General features: G+C 62.7%; 18 protein-coding genes. 8 read left to right on the top strand and 10 right to left on the bottom strand.

The features are described from left to right. Positions 1–62: 62 nt before the first annotated feature. From pimD to glpK, 4 genes are all read left to right on the top strand, one after another. Positions 63–1,205 (top strand): pimeloyl-CoA dehydrogenase small subunit, encoded by a 1,143-nt coding sequence (pimD, locus tag LRP30_RS39295; protein WP_128936666.1) that lies wholly within the window; start codon positions 63–65, stop codon positions 1,203–1,205. A 159-nt stretch (positions 1,206–1,364) separates the two neighbouring features. Further along, complete coding sequence (locus tag LRP30_RS39290) at positions 1,365–2,138, top strand: glucose 1-dehydrogenase (protein ID WP_249758262.1); 774 nt, start codon at positions 1,365–1,367, stop codon at positions 2,136–2,138. A gap of 177 nt (positions 2,139–2,315) precedes the next feature. Continuing rightward, a complete protein-coding gene (locus LRP30_RS39285; protein WP_249758261.1) occupies positions 2,316–2,636 on the top strand; it encodes an endonuclease domain-containing protein in 321 nt (106 codons plus the stop codon). 310 nt (positions 2,637–2,946) lie between these two features. Then, complete coding sequence (gene glpK / locus LRP30_RS39280) at positions 2,947–4,452, top strand: glycerol kinase GlpK (RefSeq protein ID WP_249758260.1); 1,506 nt, start codon at positions 2,947–2,949, stop codon at positions 4,450–4,452. 297 nt (positions 4,453–4,749) lie between these two features. On the opposite strand, the gene LRP30_RS39275 is transcribed toward glpK, so the two are convergent. The 6 genes from LRP30_RS39275 to LRP30_RS39255 form a co-directional block, all read right to left on the bottom strand. Then, positions 4,750–5,667, bottom strand: coding sequence for a toll/interleukin-1 receptor domain-containing protein (locus tag LRP30_RS39275; RefSeq protein ID WP_249758259.1), 918 nt, complete (start codon positions 5,665–5,667; stop codon positions 4,750–4,752). 127 nt (positions 5,668–5,794) lie between these two features. Continuing rightward, complete coding sequence (locus LRP30_RS39270; RefSeq protein WP_249758258.1) at positions 5,795–6,703, bottom strand: reverse transcriptase family protein; 909 nt, start codon at positions 6,701–6,703, stop codon at positions 5,795–5,797. Beyond that, positions 6,675–6,989 carry a helix-turn-helix transcriptional regulator gene (locus LRP30_RS39265; protein ID WP_249758257.1) on the bottom strand — a complete coding sequence of 105 codons (315 nt, stop codon included), beginning with the start codon at positions 6,987–6,989 and terminating at the stop codon, positions 6,675–6,677. Before LRP30_RS39265 ends, LRP30_RS39270 begins: the two co-directional genes overlap by 29 nt. 585 nt (positions 6,990–7,574) lie before the next feature. Beyond that, positions 7,575–7,766, bottom strand: coding sequence for a hypothetical protein (locus LRP30_RS39260; protein ID WP_249758256.1), 192 nt, complete (start codon positions 7,764–7,766; stop codon positions 7,575–7,577). A 61-nt stretch (positions 7,767–7,827) separates the two neighbouring features. Then, positions 7,828–7,959, bottom strand: a complete 132-nt coding sequence (locus LRP30_RS45145; protein WP_256477645.1) for a hypothetical protein — start codon at positions 7,957–7,959, stop codon at positions 7,828–7,830. A gap of 38 nt (positions 7,960–7,997) precedes the next feature. Beyond that, positions 7,998–8,981: a threonine/serine dehydratase gene (locus LRP30_RS39255; RefSeq protein WP_249758255.1), complete on the bottom strand. Its 984-nt coding sequence runs from the start codon at positions 8,979–8,981 to the stop codon at positions 7,998–8,000. A 27-nt stretch (positions 8,982–9,008) separates the two neighbouring features. Here LRP30_RS39255 and LRP30_RS39250 point away from each other — a divergent pair, with 27 nt between their 5' ends. Together LRP30_RS39250 and LRP30_RS39245 are read left to right on the top strand one after the other, a co-directional pair. Beyond that, positions 9,009–9,311, top strand: coding sequence for a helix-turn-helix domain-containing protein (locus LRP30_RS39250; RefSeq protein ID WP_018318809.1), 303 nt, complete (start codon positions 9,009–9,011; stop codon positions 9,309–9,311). A 153-nt stretch (positions 9,312–9,464) separates the two neighbouring features. After that, positions 9,465–10,094, top strand: a complete 630-nt coding sequence (locus LRP30_RS39245) for a glutathione S-transferase family protein (RefSeq protein ID WP_249758254.1) — start codon at positions 9,465–9,467, stop codon at positions 10,092–10,094. A gap of 365 nt (positions 10,095–10,459) precedes the next feature. On the opposite strand, the gene metH is transcribed toward LRP30_RS39245, so the two are convergent. Both metH and metF read right to left on the bottom strand, forming a co-directional pair. Then, positions 10,460–14,305: a methionine synthase gene (gene metH / locus LRP30_RS39240; protein ID WP_249758253.1), complete on the bottom strand. Its 3,846-nt coding sequence runs from the start codon at positions 14,303–14,305 to the stop codon at positions 10,460–10,462. A 6-nt stretch (positions 14,306–14,311) separates the two neighbouring features. Further along, positions 14,312–15,232: a methylenetetrahydrofolate reductase [NAD(P)H] gene (gene metF / locus LRP30_RS39235; protein ID WP_249758252.1), complete on the bottom strand. Its 921-nt coding sequence runs from the start codon at positions 15,230–15,232 to the stop codon at positions 14,312–14,314. Between the two features lie 368 nt (positions 15,233–15,600). Between metF and LRP30_RS39230 the strand changes: the two genes are divergently transcribed. After that, positions 15,601–16,617: an LLM class flavin-dependent oxidoreductase gene (locus LRP30_RS39230; RefSeq protein WP_128940021.1), complete on the top strand. Its 1,017-nt coding sequence runs from the start codon at positions 15,601–15,603 to the stop codon at positions 16,615–16,617. 118 nt (positions 16,618–16,735) lie between these two features. Here LRP30_RS39230 and LRP30_RS39225 read toward each other — a convergent pair whose 3' ends face one another. Beyond that, positions 16,736–17,593, bottom strand: coding sequence for a prephenate dehydratase (locus LRP30_RS39225; protein ID WP_128940022.1), 858 nt, complete (start codon positions 17,591–17,593; stop codon positions 16,736–16,738). A 21-nt stretch (positions 17,594–17,614) separates the two neighbouring features. Further along, positions 17,615–18,355, bottom strand: a complete 741-nt coding sequence (locus LRP30_RS39220; protein WP_128936655.1) for a 3-deoxy-manno-octulosonate cytidylyltransferase — start codon at positions 18,353–18,355, stop codon at positions 17,615–17,617. A 219-nt stretch (positions 18,356–18,574) separates the two neighbouring features. Between LRP30_RS39220 and LRP30_RS39215 the strand changes: the two genes are divergently transcribed. Continuing rightward, a complete protein-coding gene (locus LRP30_RS39215) occupies positions 18,575–19,129 on the top strand; it encodes a cytochrome c family protein (RefSeq protein ID WP_128936654.1) in 555 nt (184 codons plus the stop codon). Positions 19,130–19,279: the final 150 nt, after the last annotated feature.

Genomic DNA, 19,279 nt, shown 5'->3' with positions numbered 1-19,279 from the left:
AGCGGGCAGAGGTGAAGAAGGGCCCCACGCAACGCACACACTCGTTACTTGAGGAAACAGAAATGGATTTTGATCTGTCCGAGGAGCAGCGGCTTCTCAAGGAAAGCATCGACGGCCTCTTGACCGATTCCTACGATTTCGAGAGCCGCAAGAAGTACATGAAGGAGAAGGGCGGCTGGAGCAAAGCCGTCTGGCTCAAGCTGGCCGAGCAGGGTCTGCTCGGCCTGCCCTTCAGCGAGGCCGATGGCGGCTTCGGCGGCGGCGGCGTCGAGACCATGATCGTGATGGAGGCGCTCGGCAAGGCGCTGGTGCTCGAGCCTTATCTGGCAACGGTGGTGATCGGCGGCGGCTTCCTGCGCCACGCCGCCACCGACGCGCAGAAGGCCGCGCACGTACCTTCGCTTATCGATGGCAGCAAGACGCTGGCGTTTGCCCAGCTTGAGAAGAACTCGCGCTACGACCTCTTCGACGTCTCGACGACCGCGAAGAAGAAGGGCGACGCTTACGTCATCGACGGCGAGAAATTCGTCGTGCTCAACGGCGAGAATGCCGATACCCTGATCGTCACCGCGCGCACCAAGGGCGAGCGCCGCGATCATGGCGGCATCGGCGTGTTCCTGGTCCCCGCCAATGCAAAGGGCGTAGCTAAGAAGGGCTACCCGACCCAGGACGGCCTGCATGCTGCCGACATCACCTTCACCGGCGTCGAGGTCGGCCCCGAGGCCGTGCTCGGCAATCCCGAGGATTCGCTCGCGCTGATCGAGCGCGTCGTCGACGAGGCCCGTGTGGCGCTCTGCGCCGAGGCGGTCGGGCTGATGGACGAATCGCTCAAGACCACCGTCGAGTACATCAAGACGCGAAAACAGTTCGGCGTCGCGATCGGCTCGTTCCAATCGCTGCAGCACCGCGCCTCCGACATGTTCGTCGCCGCTGAACAGGCGCGTTCGATGTCGATGTTCGCGACCATGGCGAACGACTTCGAGAACGCTAGGGAGCGCAGCAACGCGATCGCCGCAGCCAAGGTGCAGATCGGCAAGTCGCTGAAATTCGTCGGCCAGCAGTCGATCCAGCTCCATGGCGGCATCGGCATGACCATGGAGGCGAAGATCGGCCACTACTTCAAGCGCCTCACCATGATCGAGAACAGCTTTGGCGACACCGACTACCACCAGCGCCGCGTCGCCGACGCGGGCGGGTTGATCTGACTGATCTAGACCACACGAAGACTGTCATGCCCCGGCTTGACCGGGGCATCCAGTACTCCGCGGCGGCAATTCGTTTACGCAACTTCAGCCGCAGAGTACTGGATCGCCCGATCAAGTCGGGCGATGACACCGAGTGTGCGGCCATAGCGGAGCCCAACAATGAAAAACACCCCGTTCGATCTCACCGGCAAGGTCGCCGTGGTCACCGGCTCCAGCCGCGGCATCGGCCGCTCCTCGGCTGAACTCCTGGCAAAGCTCGGGGCAAAAGTCGTGGTGTCCTCGCGTAAGGCCGACGCCTGCAAGGAGGTCGCCGACGGCATCATTGCGGCCGGCGGCGATGCCATCGTCATTCCCTGCAACATCGCGCGCAAGACCGAGGTCGAGGCGCTGATCGCGGGGGCGACCAAGCATTACGGCAAGATCGACATCCTCGTCTGCAACGCCGCGGTGAACCCGTATTACGGCCCGTTGCTCGACATCACGGATGAAGCCTTCGACAAGATCATGGGCAGCAACGTCAAGAGCAACATCTGGCTCTCCGCGCTTGCGATCCCGCAAATGGCCGAGCGCGGAAGCGGCTCCGTCATCATCATCTCCTCGATCGGCGGCCTGCGCGGCTCCACCGTGATCGGCGCCTACGGCATCTCGAAAGCTGCCGACTTCGCGCTGTGCCGCTCGCTCGCGGGCGAATGGGGCCCGAAAGGCGTCCGTGTCAACTGCATCGCCCCAGGCCTCGTCAAGACCGATTTCGCCCGCGCGCTGTGGGAAGACGAAGCCATGCTCAAGCGCCGCACCGCCACCACGCCGCTCCGCCGCATCGGCGAGCCCGACGAAATCGCCGGCGCCGTCGCCTACCTCGCCTCGGACGCATCGAGCTTCATGACCGGCCAGACCATCGTCATCGACGGCGGCGTGACCACGGCGGCGGTGTAGGCCTTACTACTTGCAATTGTGCCGCGAGCACGCTTCCCTTACCCTCCCCTGGAGGGGGAGGGTCGCTCGCGCAACGCGCGAGCGGGGTAGGGTGAAGCCGCACAAATGGTCTCAACATCGATCCGACGCGCCGCCGCGAAGAAGCTCCGGGCTAACACGACACCGCATGAACGGATCTTGTGGCGTGCCCTCAAAGAACTTCCGATGGACGGCTCGCACTTCCGCCGGCAGGCGCCGATCGGTCCCTACGTCGTCGACTTCTTCTGTCCGGCCAAGCGCCTCATCATCGAGCTCGACGGCGGACACCACAACGAAGATGATACGGCAGCACGTGACCTCGATCGCCAACGCTGGCTCGAGAACGAAGGTTACCGCGTCATCCGATTCTGGAATTCGGAGATTACTGCCGACCTGACCGCCGTGCTCGAACGGATCTATGTAGAGCTGTATGGATCGCGCGAGGCGGAAACGACACCCTTCAAGCACCGTCGAGCCTGAAGCTTCAAGGGGGCGCTTCTCTTACCCTCCCCTGGAGGGGGAGGGTCGCTGCGCATGTAATGCGCAGCGGGGTGGGGTGACAGACCATCCGCGAATGCGGTGCTTCTGAACGCGTGTCAAAGATCCTTCTGAAACGAATGTGAGACCGCCTTTGTGGCTTCACCCCACCCCGCCCGCGCTGCGCGGTCGACCCTCCCTCCAGGGGGGGTAAGGAGAGCCGCCTTGACCTTGCCGCCCTAATCCGCTCCCTTTGGCGCGACACTATGATCCCTTCCAGGGAAACGCCAAGGAAACGCCAGGGTAAGCCGCCATGTCTTTCGTCCTCGCCATCGACCAGGGCACCACCTCTTCGCGCGCGATCGTGTTTCGCAGCGACATTTCCATCGCGGCGAAAGCGCAGCAAGAGTTTCCGCAGCATTTTCCGGCCTCGGGCTGGGTCGAGCACGAGCCCGAGGACATCTGGACCTCGACCGTGATGGTGTGCCGCGAGGCGATCGAGCAGGCCGGCATCACCGCAAAGGACATCGCTGCGATCGGCATCACCAATCAGCGCGAGACCACCGTGGTGTGGGACCGCGCCACCGGGCAGGCCGTGCACCGCGCCATCGTCTGGCAGGATCGCCGCACCGCCGACATCTGCGCCAAATTGAAAGCCGATGGCCGCGAGCCCGTGATCTCGCAGAAGACCGGCCTGATCATCGATCCCTATTTTTCCGGCACCAAGGTGGCCTGGATCCTCGACCACGTCCCCGGCGCGCGGGCGCGCGCCGCGCGCGGCGAATTGATGTTCGGCACCGTCGATTGCTATCTGCTCTGGCGCCTCACCGGCGGCAAGGTGCATGCCACCGACGCCACCAACGCCTCGCGCACGCTGCTGTTCAACATCCACACCGGCCAGTGGGACGACGAGCTGCTGGAGATCATCGGCGTGCCGCGCTCGATGCTGCCGGAGGTGAAGGATTCTTCCGCGCGCTTCGGCGAGAGCACGCCGGACCTGTTCGGCGGCGCCATCGCAATCTCCGGCATCGCCGGCGACCAGCAGGCCGCGACCATCGGCCAGGCCTGCTTCCGCCCGGGCATGATGAAGTCCACCTACGGCACCGGCTGTTTCGCGCTGCTCAACACCGGCACCACGCCGGTGGTATCGAAGAACAAGCTGCTCACCACCGTGGCCTATCAGCTCGGGGGAAAACGCACCTACGCGCTGGAAGGCTCGATCTTCGTCGCAGGCTCAGCGGTGCAGTGGCTGCGCGACGGCCTCGGCATCATCAAGCATGCCGCCGAGACCGGACCTCTTGCCGATCAGTCGGACTCGATGCAGAGCGTCTATCTCGTGCCCGCATTCGTCGGCATGGGCGCGCCCTATTGGAATCCGCGCGTGCGCGGCGCGCTGTTCGGCCTCACCCGCAACACCGGCCCCGCCGAGTTCGCCCACGCCGCGCTGGAAAGCGTCTGCTACCAGACTTTCGACCTTTGGGCGGCGATGCGCGCAGACTGGCCGAGCTCGGAAACCGCCAGCGTCGTGCTCCGCGTCGACGGCGGCATGACCGCCTCCGACTGGACCATGCAGCGCCTCGCCGATCTCCTCGACGCGCCGGTCGATCGCCCTGTGATCCAGGAGACCACGGCGCTGGGTGCCGCCTATCTCGCCGGCCTCCAGGCGAGCGTCTATCCCGAGCCGACAAAGTTCGCCGACAACTGGCGCCTCGAGCACCGCTTCAAGCCGAACATGAGCCAGGCGACGCGGGAGCGGAAGCTCGCCGGCTGGGCGAGGGCGGTCAAGGGCGTGCTGGCGAGCGATGAGGGGGAGGGGTAGGCACGTGCCCATACTCGCATGGAGCGGAGCGCAATCGATTGCCTCCACACCGTCATTGCGAGGAGCCCTTGCGACGAAGCAATCCAGACTGTCTCCGCGGAAAGATCCTGGATTGCTTCGCTGCGCTCGCAATGACGGAGTGTGAGCGTCGCCGTCGCTTTTCCAATTGGCGGATCAATGCGCGATGGCGTCGTAGCCCGACGGAGCGCAGCGGAATCCGGGACAGCGTCCCCGTATTCCGCTTCGCTCCAATACAGACTACGGGCTGAAGCGACTATCTATCGAAGCATAACCTTCTTAGATTTTGGGTTCAAAGACCGCTCGGGCGAGCAGCCTGCACACTTCGTCTTCCCCAAGATCGGTCCAGTTCAGGCCCTTAACATTGAGCAACGCTGGACTATACTCGTACACCATTCGGCTTGTCACGCTGAACCAAACCGGAAGTATAAGCTGGCTCTTTTCCAAGATCTCTCTGGTGAAGATCGAATCGAATTCCTTTTTCGTCCATCCTGCGTTCGCGAAAAAATTTGGGCTTAGGATGAGAATGCACTTCTGGCATTCCTTCAGTCCTTTCTCGATACTTTCTCGGAGATTGTCGCCTACACTTAGCGAGAACTCATCATACCAAACGGGGCACATGAGCTTTTGCAGTTGGACTGCAATCTTTCGCGCGACTTCCTGCTTGTCTCTGGAATCATGACTGATAAACGCCAACGGGCGTTCATGTTTTGCGCGCTCTGTCGCGTGTCGCGTCGATCTGAACTGGACGTCGTGTCCGAGTGCCTTTCCGTGATCCTTTAGCAAGGTGACCTCCGCCTCTGAAAGCGGCGTCTCTGTGTAGATGAAGACACGTCTCGAAGCTTCTAGCTCTTTGATGGATGTCCAGTCGGGATCATCAAAGAATCTAGCGCGGATTTCGAGCGGCTTTTCATTTTTAACCTCAAGCTGTCCGGGAAAAAAGCGTGAGTCGGGCAAAGTTACCTGACCACGAAAACCAACTTGTGTCTTTCCGTACTCCAGACTCCTGATGATCTGAAGAAAATAGTCAACGGGAGTAGAGTGGTCAGGAACGTAGCAGGCCAAAAAGCTCTTCATGCCTGCAAAGTCGAAAAGGATCGCCCCTTGTATATCCCCGCCGCCTTTCAGCGGGAAATCTACGTGGACGCGCACTGCGTAGCTAAAGTCTGCGTCAAAGTACTCACGCAAAGTCGCCATGGGTCAATGTTTCCAGTCGAGAGGCTCAGCAAGCAATGCGCACAGTGTGCTGTACTGCTTGGTCAAGATACCTCCCGCCGCGCCCTAACCGATGAACACGGTGTGGATATCCAGACAATTGCTCATGTCAGCGCTGAGCTTTTAGCGATTCGATGCCATCACCTATTTGGTCCATTTGGCCTTGGAGGCCACTGATCTTAGCAAGAGCTGCAGTCCTTTCCTTCCCGCAGGCGCGCGCCAAACTCACCTTTACTAGATGAAGCTTCTTGTGCTGCCGCTGTGGCGCCAGCAAGCGTTCCCGATCAACGATTACGCCGGTTATTTCCGCAGGCCTGTCAAAGTACGACTTCTCTTTATGATATCGAAGGCCAGAGGAGTGAATTACCTTTTCGATCTCCCAGACAATTTTCCTAGGGACGCGCCTGCCAGACAAAGTTACATCATCAACATAGACAGTTAGGGTCACTCCGTGAGCCCTCGCAATCGAGGCAACTCTTTCCCAAACATTGCAGTAGGCAAAATAGGCAAGGAACGGGCTGAGTGGGCTGCCTGTGGGGAGGCGTTTTTGATAGCTGGACAATCGCGTGAGTGTATCCGCGACGTCGGTCTCACATTTCAGTACCGTTCTGAAGAACCTATAGACTCGATGCGACGGTGTGGAGGGGAAATACTTCTTGATATCGAGGCAGCGGACGACGCGATTGTTCAAGTGCTGAGCCGCATTCGAGATGTATGAACGTCCTTTGACGGGGCAATACAGATAGTTCGGCGGATCGATTCGAGTAAGGAGTCGAGCCAATTTCGCTTGAACGCGCTTAAGATTGCGCGCGGGGTTCTCAATGCGACGACTTCCTCCCCCTTTCTTGGGAAGATCAAACTCTCTGTACATTCCCTCCGAATGGCGAAACTTGCGCAAATCTAGAACAGAAATACCGAGCAGATTTGCTAGCTTGCGATGGCTTCTCAGTCGATACAATGGCGACTGATCGATTGCATAAGACAGTCGTTTACTTGCGCTTTTTTGGGCGCTTTCCATCGGTTTTCTCTTCAATGAACTTGAGCAGCTTTACAATTTTTGGAGCGATCATGCTTCGAGCAGTTTCGTACGGCTTATTTCTATCGATCGATTCCGCAAAGAACATAATTGACGATATTGGAATATCAAACTCAGTTGAGTACTTCTCCAGAAGGGCAAGAGTAGGCTGCTTCTCGCCGCTCTCAATTTCAGACAGGTACGACTTCGAGATTCCCAAGCGTAGTGCCGTTTCCGTTTGATTGAGATCGTGAAAGGTCCGCAACAGGCGTAACGCTTCGCCTAACATCCCGCTTCCTCTTAGAAGATTACAAATATAGGGGCGGCATCTATTCCCGCAGTGCCCGATAGATCAGAATTCCGACCTGAGCCAACTTGGCCATTAGAACTCCAATACCGATCAAGGCTCTTATCGTAGACGGGCGGCGCAGCTTCCTTGCTAGCACGGACCGTCTCGGTTTCGATCGCCTCCGTTCTCGTTCGAGTTGATCCAATGTTTCCATTGGTGTTCTCCCTCTTCACCGGCCGAACGACATGTTCGGCCTGTCGCCATGGGAAGAGGGTAGGAGGAGAACGGTTTTAACCCCTATACTGCACTTGGGACGCGCCTAGTCGTCGGGCGCGTCCCTAGCCGCAACGCACTGCGCGCCGGCTAATCGGACAGGAGGCTTCCAGCCTCCCACGGAGTGGTTCGTGGCCCTCCAACAACTGGCAACTTATCTCCCAATCAACATCGATGCAGCGAGTAAGTTGTGATTCGCCCATTTCTGACAACAGCAAGTTCGCTGTCAGCGAACTAAATTCTCAATTGCGTTTGGCTCAAAATCTGCCTCCAAGCGGCAATTGATTCGATTCGCTAGGCATCGGTTTCGGCTCAAAACACCTCCGCTTCCCCCTCGCCAGCGAAAACCCGCGTTGCATCGCATTGAAACGTCCGCCCCATCTGCTCCGACCGGCACGTGAATCCCGCACGCTGCCACAGCCGCCTATAGGCGAGCACCGGCAGCGAGGCGTCCATCACCGTATCGCCGACGCGGATGTGGCCCGCGGCTCCCTTCGCGCTCATCTCGAAGGCATGGCCCCAGTCGAGCTCGCAATCGGCGGGCGGTGCGGCCGCGTCTCCATGTTCATGATGTCGCAGCGGAGCACTGGCCATTATCCGCATAGAACTGACAGGCGATGTTCTTCGACGGCGTCAGAAAGCCGATCGGGCGATCCTGGGCGCTGGCGGCGGCGGACATCAGAAGCAGGATCGCCATCAGATCAATGCGCGCGGCCCGATGATGTCACCCTGAAGCTAGCCGTCGAAACTCACCGCCGTGGTGTTGGCGCCGCAGACCAGGACCGCGACGCGCTCACCGGGCGAGGGACGGTAGCGGCCGGAGAGCAGCGCGGCAAAGGCGGCTGCGCCGCCGGGTTCGGCCACTAGGCGCAGGTGCGACCACAGGGCGGCCTGTGCTTGCCGGATCGCATCATCGCTGACCAGGATGACGCGCTCGACATGAGCGCGCGCGATCGGAAACATCAACTCGCCGACGCGTCGCGGCGCAAGGCTATCAGCAGCGAGACCGCCCGCCGGTGCATCGACCGGGGCTCCCGCTTCGAAGGCGGCGTGCAGGGTCGGCGATTGCTCCGGCTCGACTGCGACGATGCGCGTCCTGCCGGCATACCACGCCGCAATGCCGCCGATCAGCCCGCCGCCGCCGACCGCCACCAGCAGTGTGTCGATGCCAGGCGCGTCCTGCTCCAGCTCCAGGCCGACGCTGCCCTGGCCGAGCAGGGTCTCGGCCTGGTCGTAGGCGTGGACGGCCAGCGCGCCGGTCTGCGCGACATGGGCTTCGCTTGCGGCGAGCGCATCGGCATAGCGGCTGCCTGCGATCACGAGCTTGGCGCCATAGCCCCTGATCCGCTCGGCCTTGGCCGGCGAGGTGATGTCGGGCACGAAGATCGTGGCGGGAATGCCGAGCTGCTGCGCCGCATAGGCCACCGCCGCACCGTGATTGCCGCCGGATGCGGCGACGACGCCCGTCTCGGGCACCTGCCGCAGCAGCAGGTTGGCGAAGGCGCCCCGCGCCTTGAACGATCCAGAATGCTGCAGCATCTCCAGCTTGAACGTGACTGGCAAGGCCGCCAGGCCGAAATCCGCAAGATCGGCCTGAACGAGTGGCGTGCGCCTGATATGCGGGCGGATGACGGCCTCGGTCGCCGCAATCCGCTCCCGTGTGATGTTCGTTGTCGCTGTCATGATGCCCTCCTTGATAGCGTATCGGAGGATTGACATCAATTAGGTAATTAGCAAAATGGCTAAATGAAATTTGCCGTTGCCTTGCGCGCGCTCGCCAACGAGCGCCGCCTGCAAATCCTGGAATGGCTGCGCGATCCCAGGAAGCATTTTCGCGAGCAGGCCGATGGCGACCTGGTCGAGGACGGCGTCTGCGGATTGCTGATCGCCGAGAAGCTCGGCGTCAGCGCGCCGACGGTGAGCGAGCACATGCGGGTGCTGACGGCCGCAAAGCTGGTGCGCGCCAAGCGGATCAAGCAGTGGACGATGTACAAGCGCAACGAGACCGCGATCGCCGCCATCAAGCGCTCGATCCAGGACGGCCTTTGAGCGCGCGGCGCGTGCCCTTGCGAATGGTGCTGCCGCGGGCGCTATTGCAGCTGGCGCAATGCTCCATTTCCAAGATCTTCCTTGCGCGGCAGCGGTCTTGTCGTCGACACTGATCGGCCCTGCCGTGTCCAACCACTGGGAAGAGCGAGAACGATGTTCCTGATCGGCCAATATGATTCCCCCTTCGTCCGCCGCGTCGCCATCGCGCTGAGGCTTTATGGCCTCGCCTTCGAGCACAAGCCGTGGTCGACCTTCGGCGATGCCGACAGAATCGCGCCGTACAATCCGCTGCGCCGCGTGCCGACGCTGGTGCTCGATGACGGCGAGGCGCTGATCGAGAGCACGATCATCCTCGATTATCTCGACGAGCTCGTTGGTCCCGACAAGGCGATGCTGCCGCGCAGCGGCGCCGAGCGGCGAAAGCATTTGCGCATCTGCGCGCTCGCCTCCGGCCTCGGCGACAAGGCGGTGAGCCTGCTCTATGAGCGCGTCCTGCGGAAGGAGCAGCTCGCGCTGTGGGTCGAGCGCTGCCAGGCGCAGATCGCGGACGTGCTCGCCGTACTGGAGGCCGAGCGCGCCAAGGTGACGACGCCGTACTGGCTGGGTGATCGCATCGGCCATGCCGACGTCGCGGTCGCCTGCGTCGTCCGCTTCACCCGCGAGGCGCACCCGCAGCTGTTCGACGCGTCACGCTATCCTGCGCTGAGCGCGCATGCCGAGCGCTGCGAGGCACTGGCGCCGTTCAAGGAGATCGTGCAGCCGCTGGCGCCGCCGAAGGGGTGAGTTTCTTACCCTCCCCTGGAGGGGGAGGGTCGATCGCGCGCAGCGCGAGCGGGGTGGGGTGGTCTCTCACCACGGGCAGTGCGTGCGCGGACAGACCGTCACCCCACCTCGGTCCGCATTCCGCTTCGCTGCATGCGAACCCATCCTCCCCCTCCAGGGGAGGATGGGGACCGGGGGTGCAGGAAGAGTGAAAGGACACATCCGCTGGCGTTGCGTCACCGGGCACAGCAGCCGATGATGGAATATTACCCCTGTTTTGCCCGACGCCGCAACTCGTTTTCGGCAAGACCGAAATTACTCAACCTTTTCAATCCCATCGCTACTGTGCATGGGGTTGTTTTCTCATTTTTTGTTTTGAGGCGCGCTTAACCGGCCCCCGCGCGCTTCTTCTGCCAGACGAGGTGCACCGCGCAGGTGCAGCCCGGCGGATGCGAGGCGAGGTCTTTCGGCATCTCGTCGTTCGCCGGCGTCGCCGCGAAGGCCTTGTCCTCTTGCGACGGGATGTAGTTCAGCACCGGCGCGAGCCAGCGCTCGGCTTCCGCGACGCTCATGCCCTTGCGTGCCGCGTAGTCCTCGACCTGGTCGCGCTCGATCTTGCCGACGCCGAAATAATAGCTCGCAGGGTTTGCGAAATAGAGCCCGGACACGGATGAGCCCGGCCACATCGCAAAGCTCTCGGTCAGCTTCACGCCGGCGGTCGCTTCTGCATCGAGCAGCGCGAACAGCGTCGCCTTCTCGGTGTGATCGGGCTGCGCGGGATAGCCGGGCGCGGGGCGGATGCCCTGATACTTCTCCAGGATCAGCTCCTCGTTGGTGAGCGCCTCGCTAGGCGCATAAGCCCAGAACTCGCGGCGCACGCGGGCATGCATGCGCTCGGCGAAAGCTTCGGCGAGGCGATCGGCCAGCGCCTTGCACAGGATCGAGGAGTAGTCGTCATTGGCTTTTCTGAAGCGGTCGGCGACCGCATCCTCGCCGATGCCGGCGGTGACGACGAAGCCGCCGACATAGTCGGGAACGCCGGCGGGCGCGATGAAGTCGGCGAGCGCCGCATTGAAGCGGCCCTCGCGCTTCTCCAGCTGCTGGCGCAGCGTGTGCAGCGTCGCGATGCTCTTGGTCCGGCTTTCATCGGCATAGAGCACGATGTCGTCGCCGTGCGCGTTCGCCGGCCAGAAGCCGATCGTCGCGCGTGCCCGGAACCATTTCTCCTTCACGATGGTGTCGAGCATCTTGCGCGCATCGTCGTAGAGCGAGCGCGCGACCTCGCCGACCTTGGCGTCATCGAGGATGGCGGGGAAGCGTCCGGCGAGCTCCCAGGTCTGGAAGAACGGCGTCCAGTCGATGTAAGGCACGAGCTCGGCGATGTCGTAGTCGTCGAAGCTCCTGATGCCTAGGAAAGTCGGCTTCACCGGCGTGTTCGCGGCAAAATCGACCGGCACGCGGTTGGCGCGGGCATCGGCCAGCTTCAGCCGCTTCTTGTCGGCCTGCGCGCGCAGATGCGCCTCCGAGATCTTCGCGTATTCGGCGCGCACCTCGGCGGCATAGGCTTCGCGCTTCTCGGGCGAGAGCAGCGCCGAGGCCACGCCGACGGCGCGGCTGGCGTCGTTGACGTGCACCACCGGACCGGCGCGATAGCTCGGATCGATCTTCACCGCGGTATGCACGCGGCTGGTCGTGGCGCCGCCGATCAAGAGCGGCAGCTTGAGGCCTTCACGCTGCAATTCGCCGGCGAAGAACGCCATCTCGTCGAGCGAAGGCGTGATCAGGCCTGATAGCCCGACGATGTCGGCCTTCTCCGCCTTCACGGTCTCGACGATCTTGGCCGCCGGCACCATCACGCCGAGGTCGATCACCTCGAAATTGTTGCACTGGAGCACGATGCCGACGATGTTCTTGCCGATGTCGTGGACGTCGCCCTTGACGGTCGCGAGCACGATCTTGCCGGCGGACGAGGAGCCTTCGGTGCCGATGCCGCTGGCGAGGTTGCGCGCCTTCTCCTCCTCCATGAACGGCATGAGGTAAGCAACGGCCTGCTTCATCACGCGGGCGGACTTCACCACCTGCGGCAGGAACATCTTGCCGTCGCCGAAGAGATCGCCGACCACGTTCATGCCCGCCATCAGTGGCCCCTCGATCACGTCGAGCGGACGCGAGGAATTCTTGCGGGCCTCTTCGGTATCCTGCTCGATGAATTCGGTGATGCCATGCACCAGCGCGTGGCTCAGCCGCTTCTCCACCGGCCATTCGCGCCAGGCGAGATCGGCTTCCTTGGCTTCCGTCTTCTTGCCGCGGAATTTTTCCGCCAGCGCCAGCAGGCGTTCGGATGCGCCGGCATCGCGATTGAGGACGACATCCTCGCAGGTCTGGCGCAGCTCGGGGTCGATGTCGTCATAGACGATCATCTGCCCGGCATTGACGATGCCCATATCCATCCCGGCCTTGATGGCGTGATACAGGAACACCGAGTGCATGGCCTCGCGCACCGGCTCGTTGCCGCGGAACGAGAACGAGAGGTTGGAGACGCCGCCCGATACATGCGCGCCCGGCAGGTTCTGGCGGATCCAGCGCGTCGCCTCGATGAAGTCGACGCCGTAATTGTTGTGCTCCTCGATGCCGGTCGCGATCGCAAAAATGTTGGGATCGAAGATGATGTCCTCGGGCGGGAAGCCGACGCGGTTGACCAGGATGTCGTAGGCGCGCTTGCAGATCTCGGTCTTGCGCGCGAACGTATCGGCCTGGCCGACCTCGTCGAACGCCATCACCACGACGGCTGCGCCATGGCGGCGGGCGATCTTCGCCTCGTGAATGAACTTGTCCTCGCCTTCCTTCATCGAGATCGAATTGACGACCGGCTTGCCCTGCACGCATTTCAGGCCGGCCTCGATCACCGAGAATTTCGAGGAATCGACCATCACGGGGACGCGGGCGATGTCGGGCTCGGCGGCGACAAGGTTGAGGAAGGTCACCATCGCCGCTTCGGAATCGAGCAGGCCCTCGTCCATGTTGACGTCGATGATTTGTGCGCCGTTCTCGACCTGGTCGCGCGCGACCTGCAGCGCGGCGGTGTAGTCGCCGGCGGTGATCAGCTTGCGGAAGCGGGCCGAGCCGGTGACGTTGGTGCGCTCGCCGACATTGACGAACGGAATGGCATCCGTCAGCACGAACGGCTCGAGGCCGGAGAGCCGCAAGCGCGGCGCGATCTCCGGCACGATGCGCGGCTTGTGCGGGGCCACCGCGGCGGCAATCGCCGCGATGTGATCCGGCGTGGTGCCGCAGCAGCCGCCGACGATGTTGACGAGGCCGTCGCGCGCGAACTCGCCGATCAGGCGCGCCATGTATTCCGGGCTCTCGTCATACTGGCCGAACTCGTTCGGCAGGCCGGCATTGGGATAGGCGCACACGAGCGTGTCGGCGACACGGCCGATATCCGCGATATGCGCGCGCAGGTCCTCGGCGCCGAGCGCGCAGTTGAAGCCGATGGTAACAGGCTTGGCGTGCCGCACCGAATTCCAGAACGCTTCCGGCATCTGGCCGGAGAGCAGGCGGCCGGACTTGTCGGTGATGGTGCCCGACACCATCACCGGCATGTCGATGCCGCGCCCTTCGGTGATCTCGGCGATCGCATAGAGCGCCGCCTTGGCGTTGAGCGTGTCGAAGATGGTCTCGACCAGCAGCAGATCGACGCCGCCGTCGATCAGGCCGCGGATCTGCTCGCCATAGGATTTGCGCAAATCATCGAAGGTGACGGCGCGGTAGCCGGGATTGGAAACGTCGGGTGAGATCGAGGCGGTGCGGTTGGTCGGTCCGATGGCACCGGCAACGAAGCGCGGCTTGCCGTCCTCGGCCTCGACGCGGCGTGCCGCGTTGCCTGCGAGGCGGGCGCCTTCACGCGCCATCTCGTAGACGATGTCGGTGAGGTCGTAATCGGCCTGCGCGATCGAGGTCGTGGAGAAAGTGTTGGTCGCGACGATGTCGGCGCCGGCACGCAAATAGGCGGCGTGGATGTCCTCGATCGCCTGCGGTTGGGTCAGGATCAACAAATCGTTGTTGCCGCGCAGGTCGCGATGAAAAGTCTTGAAGCGCTCGCCGCGGAAGGCGGCCTCGTCGAGCTGGAGATTCTGGATCATCGTGCCCATGGCGCCGTCGAGCACGAGGATGCGTTCGCGCGCGGCGTTCAGCAGGGCAGTTCGCTTGGGAGAGGTGGCTACGGTCATCTGGTCTTACGCAGCTTTCTGTGCGCTCTTGGCGCGAATGCCGAGCAAATGGCTGATCGCGAACACGAGATCGGCGCGGTTCATGGTGTAGAAGTGGAAGGTGTCGACGCCGTGCTTCGCCAGCTTCTGCACCTGGCCGGCCGCAACGGTTGCGGCCACCAGCTTGCGGGTCTCGGCGTCGTCGTCGAGGCCTTCGAATTTCGCCGCGAACCAGTCCGGCACGGTGGTGCCAGCGCGGGTGACGAAATTACGGGCCTGCTTGAAATTGTGCATGGGCATGATGCCCGGCACGATCGGGATGTCGATGCCGCGGGCGCGGACGCGGTCGAGGTAGCGGAAGTAGAGGTCGTTATCGAAGAACACCTGGGTGATCGCGCGCGTCGCACCCGCATCGACCTTGGCCTTCAGCGTGTCGATATCGGCGTCGAAGTCGCGCGCCTCGGGGTGCTTCTCGGGATAGGCCGACACGCTCACTTCGATATCGCCGTGCCGCTTCTTGATCCCCGCGACGAGCTCGGCCGAGCTCTGGTAGCCGTCGGGATGGCTGAAGTAGGGCGTGCCGATGCCGCCAACGGGATCACCGCGCAAGGCCACGATGTGGCGCACGCCGACCTCGTGATAGCGGTCGACGATCTCGTCGATCTCGCCGCGCGAGGCGCCGACGCAGGTCAGATGCGCCGCCGGCAGCAGCGCGGTCTCTTTCAGGATGCGGGCGATGGTGGAATGGGTGCGCTCGCGGGTCGAGCCGCCGGCGCCGTAGGTCACCGAGACGAATTTCGGGTCAAGCGGGGCCAGCCGGTTGATGGTGTCCCAAAGATTCCGCTCCATCTCCTCGGTCTTGGGCGGAAAGAACTCGAACGAGATCGCAGGCCGCTTCAGGTGCCCGTCTTGCCTGTTGTCTTGGCCAGGCGTCGTCACGTCAGTCATGGCACCACTCACTCCAATTTCAGGCGGCGATCCGTCTTGAGAGACCTAAAATACGGCAAAGCCCATTTGATCGACAGCCCATCGATGATGGGAAATTGCCCACTACGGGGTGAACAAAAGGAATTTCGTTGCTATTTGCGATCTTGGTGGGAAATAGGTCGAGAGAACATAGTGTTTTGATATAAAATGACTATTTTAAATAGTTGAATCTTCGGCGATCCGATTTCGTCGGTGGGCAAGTCGAATTTAGTTATGCAGAGGTAATAATTATCCCAACTGGACGTCTCAGCGTGTCCGCCGGTCCGTACACGTCAGGCCTGCGCAGCCTGCCGTTGCCGCTGCCCGGCACTCCATTACGTTAACGCGCCATGATCCCGCTCTCAGTCCTCGACCTCTCGGTCGTCACCACCGGCACCAAGCCCGCCGCGGCGCTGCGCAACAGCATCGATCTGGCGCGCCACGTCGATGGGCTTGGCTATGTCCGCTACTGGCTCGCCGAGCATCACAACCTCGCGTCCGTCGCGAGCCCCGCGCCCGACGTGATGATCGGGCAGATCGCGGCGGTGACGAAACACATCCGCGTCGGCTCCGGCGGCGTAATGCTGCCCAACCACGCGCCGCTGGTGGTGGCCGAGCGCTTCAAGATGCTGGAGGCGCTGTTTCCTGGTCGTATCGACCTCGGTCTCGGCCGCGCCCCCGGTACCGACGGCGCCACCGCCTACGCGCTGCGCAGCCGCCTCGATCGCCGCGAGGGCGACGATTTCCTGGAGCGGCTGCACGAGCTGATTTTGTGGGAGACCCGCGAATTCCCCTCGGGCCACCCCTACAACAATGTCGTCGCCATGCCCGACGACACAAGGCTGCCGCCGATCTGGCTGCTCGGCTCGAGCGATTATTCCTCCGAGCTCGCCGCAGAGGTCGGCATGGGCTTCGCCTTCGCCCATCACTTCGCCTCACACGATGCGATCGATGCGATGGTGCATTACCGCAACCGCTTCCAGCCCTCGGCCTGGCGCGCCCGCCCGCACGCAATCCTCGCGGTCGCGGCCATCACGGCCGACACCGATGAGGAGGCCGAAAGGCTCGCCAGCTCCTTCGACCTCAACCGCCTTCGCCGCGACCGCGGCCAATATCTTCCGCTGCCGAGCGTCGAGGAGGCGCTGGCCTATCCCTATACGGATGCCGAGCGCATCTCGATCCTCCGCAACCGCTCGCGGCTGTTCGTCGGCAGCCCGGCAAACGTGCAGAAGAAGCTTCAGCCGCTGATCTATGCGAGCAAGCCGGACGAGCTGATGGTGATCACCGCCGTGTATGATCACGAGGCACGGAAGAAGTCGTATTCACTGCTGGCGGAGGCGTTCGGGCTGGCGAAAAGTGCGGCTTAGATCGTGCCCCGGACGCAGCGCAGCATGAAATGTTGCGCTGCTGAGCCGGGGCCCATCGCACGTCTGAGTATCGTGGGGCTGGGTCCCGGCTCGCGCTTCGCGCGTCCGGGACACGAAGCTAATCCTGCGCCTCGCTGAACGTCGCACGGAACGGGTGCCCCGGATACACCCCGACGATGCGGAATTCGCGCGAGAAGAATTTCAGCTCCTCGATCGCGAAGGCGAGGCCCTTGTCATCGGGATGGCCGTCGACGTCGGCGTAGAACTGCGTGGCGAAGAAATTGCCGTCGACCATGTAGCTTTCGAGCTTGGTCATGTTGACGCCGTTGGTGGCAAAGCCGCCGAGCGCCTTGTAGAGCGCGGCCGGCAAATTGCGCACCCGGAAGACGAACGTCGTGACCAGCGGGCCCGAGCCTTGCGCGGCCCATTTCGGCTCGCGCGCCAGTACCACAAAGCGCGTGGTGTTGTGGGCCTCGTCCTCGACGTCCTCGGCGAGGATGTCGAGCCCATAGACCTTCGCGGCGAGGCGCGAGGCGATCGCCGCGACGGTCTTGTCCTTGCGCTCGGAAATGTCGCGGGCGCTGCCGGCGGTGTCGGCGTGCACGATCGGCTTGATGCCGAGCTTGCGGATGATGCGCCGGCACTGGCCAAGCGCATGGACATGGCTCTCCACGCTCTTGATGTCTTCTAGCTTGGTGCCCTTCACCGCCATCAGCTGATGCCGGACCGGCAGGAACCATTCGCCGATGATGAAGAGGCCGGAGGCCGGCAGAAGGTGATGGATGTCGGCGACGCGGCCGGCGACCGAATTCTCGATCGGGATCATGCCGAGATCGGCATCGCCCGACGAGATCGCCGACAGCGCGTCCTCGAAGGTGGCGCAGGGCATCGGCTCGGCGTCGGGATAGGCTTCGACGATGGCGATGTGGGAATTGGCCCCAGGCTCGCCCTGGAATGCGATTTTCAGCTTGCTCATGGTCGGCCTTGTAACAGCGGCTCAGGATTTGGAAAGGATGCTACGTGCGGTTTCGAGATCGGGCGGCGTGTCCACGCCACGCGGCACGCTGTCGACGATCATGATGTCGATGCGCATGCCGGCTTCCACCGCCCGGAGCTGTTCCAGGCTCTCCTGGCGCTCCAGAGGCGATGGCGGCAGCGACACGAACCGTTCCAGCGCCGCGCGACGGTAGGCGTAAAGGCCGATGTGGTGGTAACGCGGTCCGTTGCCGTATGGGGCTGTGGCGCGGGTGAAATAGAGTGCCCGTAGCCGCCGCGGCCCGATCGGCGAGCCCACAGCCTTCACGACGCTCGGGGCGAGATCCTCCTCCTCGGTGTGGATCTGCGAGGCCAAAGTCACGATATCGACCGCAGGCTCGGCAAAGGGTGGCAGCACCTCGCGGATAGCCTGAGGCGTGATGGTCGGGAAGTCGCCCTGGAGATTGATCACGATCTCGGCCTTACCGTCCGGATCGAGCTTTTGCATGGCCTCGTGGATGCGGTCCGAGCCCGAGGGATGGTCCGGGCGGGTCATCACCGCCTCACCGCCATGGGCGGTCACCACGGACGCGATCTCCGGCGTGTCGGTTGCGACCGCGACCCGGCCGATTGCAGCGGCTTCTGCGCGGCGCAGCACATGTACGATCATCGGCAATCCCGCGATATCGGCGAGCGGCTTGCCGGGCAGGCGGGTGGCGGCCATGCGGGCCGGGATCAGCACCAGGATGCGGGGATCGATCATTGGGTCAAGGGCCTGGAAACGGTGCGTTTTCCGCGCCGAGAAATGGAGTGGGGACGGGCTGAAAGCCGGGTCGCTTATACGGGTTGCCAGACCCCGGGCAAACCGATATCTCAATGGCAAAACTCGGGGAAACAATAAGGAACGTTTTGATTCTCCCGAGGCTCGTCCTGGCGGCCGCTTGGGCCGCTGTTTCCTTGTTGCGGTGGGGCCTGGCCGGAAATGGACTCTTTCGAACTCAATAAGATTCTCGGTGCCGTGCTCGGCACCTGTCTCGTTCTGCTGGTGACGAGCTTCACCGCCCAGGCGCTATTCTCCCCCAAGATGCCGGAAAAGCCGGGCTTCGAGATCGCAGTGAAGGAAGATGCCAGCCACGGCAAGGAAGGCGGCGGCGCCGCTGCCGCACCGTCCGAGCCGATCGAAAAGCTGCTCCAGGCCGCCTCCGTCGAAAAGGGCGCGGCGGCCGCCAAGAAGTGCGGCGCCTGCCACACCTTCGAGAAGGGCGGCCCGAATCGCGTCGGTCCGAACCTCTATGGCGTCGTTGGCGAGCCGAAGGGCGAAGGCCGCGGCTTCAACTTCTCGGCTGCCATGAAAGCCAAGGGCGGGACCTGGACGTTCGACGACCTCAACAAGTTCATCGCCAATCCGAAGGGCTTCGTCCCTGGCACGGCGATGGGCTTCGCCGGTATCCCGAAGGATTCCGAACGCGCCGACGTCATTGCCTATCTGAATTCGCTGTCGGAGCATCCTCAGCCGCTGCCGACGGCGTCGAAGTAAGACGTCAAAAACCTATCTTGGAATACGCGGCCAGGCTGAAAAGCCTGGCCGTTTCCGTATCCGGGCCTCGCGGCGACGTTATCGGGGCTTTTGGCCGCATCTGAGAGGCAGTCCGGGCTTCCAAGATGAGGAAAAAGCAACATATTCGGT

It is taken from the genome of Bradyrhizobium sp. C-145, assembly GCF_023375135.1.
GTDB classification, from domain to species: domain Bacteria; phylum Pseudomonadota; class Alphaproteobacteria; order Rhizobiales; family Xanthobacteraceae; genus Bradyrhizobium; species Bradyrhizobium zhanjiangense.
Note: the sequence above shows the minus strand (reverse complement) of the source record. Positions and strands in the feature narration are given on the sequence as shown.

Bases quoted from the DNA above. Each gene is read 5' to 3' on its own strand.
- pimD (WP_128936666.1), top strand. From the start codon at position 63: ATGGATTTTGATCTGTCCGAGGAGCAGCGGCTTCTCAAGGAAAGCATC.
- LRP30_RS39290 (WP_249758262.1), top strand. From the start codon at position 1,365: ATGAAAAACACCCCGTTCGATCTCACCGGCAAGGTCGCCGTGGTCACC.
- glpK (WP_249758260.1), top strand. From the start codon at position 2,947: ATGTCTTTCGTCCTCGCCATCGACCAGGGCACCACCTCTTCGCGCGCG.
- LRP30_RS39275 (WP_249758259.1), bottom strand. From the start codon at position 5,667: ATGGCGACTTTGCGTGAGTACTTTGACGCAGACTTTAGCTACGCAGTG.
- LRP30_RS39270 (WP_249758258.1), bottom strand. From the start codon at position 6,703: ATGGAAAGCGCCCAAAAAAGCGCAAGTAAACGACTGTCTTATGCAATC.
- LRP30_RS39265 (WP_249758257.1), bottom strand. From the start codon at position 6,989: ATGTTAGGCGAAGCGTTACGCCTGTTGCGGACCTTTCACGATCTCAAT.
- LRP30_RS39260 (WP_249758256.1), bottom strand. From the start codon at position 7,766: ATGAGCGCGAAGGGAGCCGCGGGCCACATCCGCGTCGGCGATACGGTG.
- LRP30_RS45145 (WP_256477645.1), bottom strand. From the start codon at position 7,959: ATGGCGATCCTGCTTCTGATGTCCGCCGCCGCCAGCGCCCAGGATCGC.
- LRP30_RS39255 (WP_249758255.1), bottom strand. From the start codon at position 8,981: ATGTCAATCCTCCGATACGCTATCAAGGAGGGCATCATGACAGCGACA.
- LRP30_RS39250 (WP_018318809.1), top strand. From the start codon at position 9,009: ATGAAATTTGCCGTTGCCTTGCGCGCGCTCGCCAACGAGCGCCGCCTG.
- LRP30_RS39245 (WP_249758254.1), top strand. From the start codon at position 9,465: ATGTTCCTGATCGGCCAATATGATTCCCCCTTCGTCCGCCGCGTCGCC.
- metH (WP_249758253.1), bottom strand. From the start codon at position 14,305: ATGACCGTAGCCACCTCTCCCAAGCGAACTGCCCTGCTGAACGCCGCG.
- metF (WP_249758252.1), bottom strand. From the start codon at position 15,232: ATGACTGACGTGACGACGCCTGGCCAAGACAACAGGCAAGACGGGCAC.
- LRP30_RS39230 (WP_128940021.1), top strand. From the start codon at position 15,601: ATGATCCCGCTCTCAGTCCTCGACCTCTCGGTCGTCACCACCGGCACC.
- LRP30_RS39225 (WP_128940022.1), bottom strand. From the start codon at position 17,593: ATGAGCAAGCTGAAAATCGCATTCCAGGGCGAGCCTGGGGCCAATTCC.
- LRP30_RS39220 (WP_128936655.1), bottom strand. From the start codon at position 18,355: ATGATCGATCCCCGCATCCTGGTGCTGATCCCGGCCCGCATGGCCGCC.
- LRP30_RS39215 (WP_128936654.1), top strand. From the start codon at position 18,575: ATGGACTCTTTCGAACTCAATAAGATTCTCGGTGCCGTGCTCGGCACC.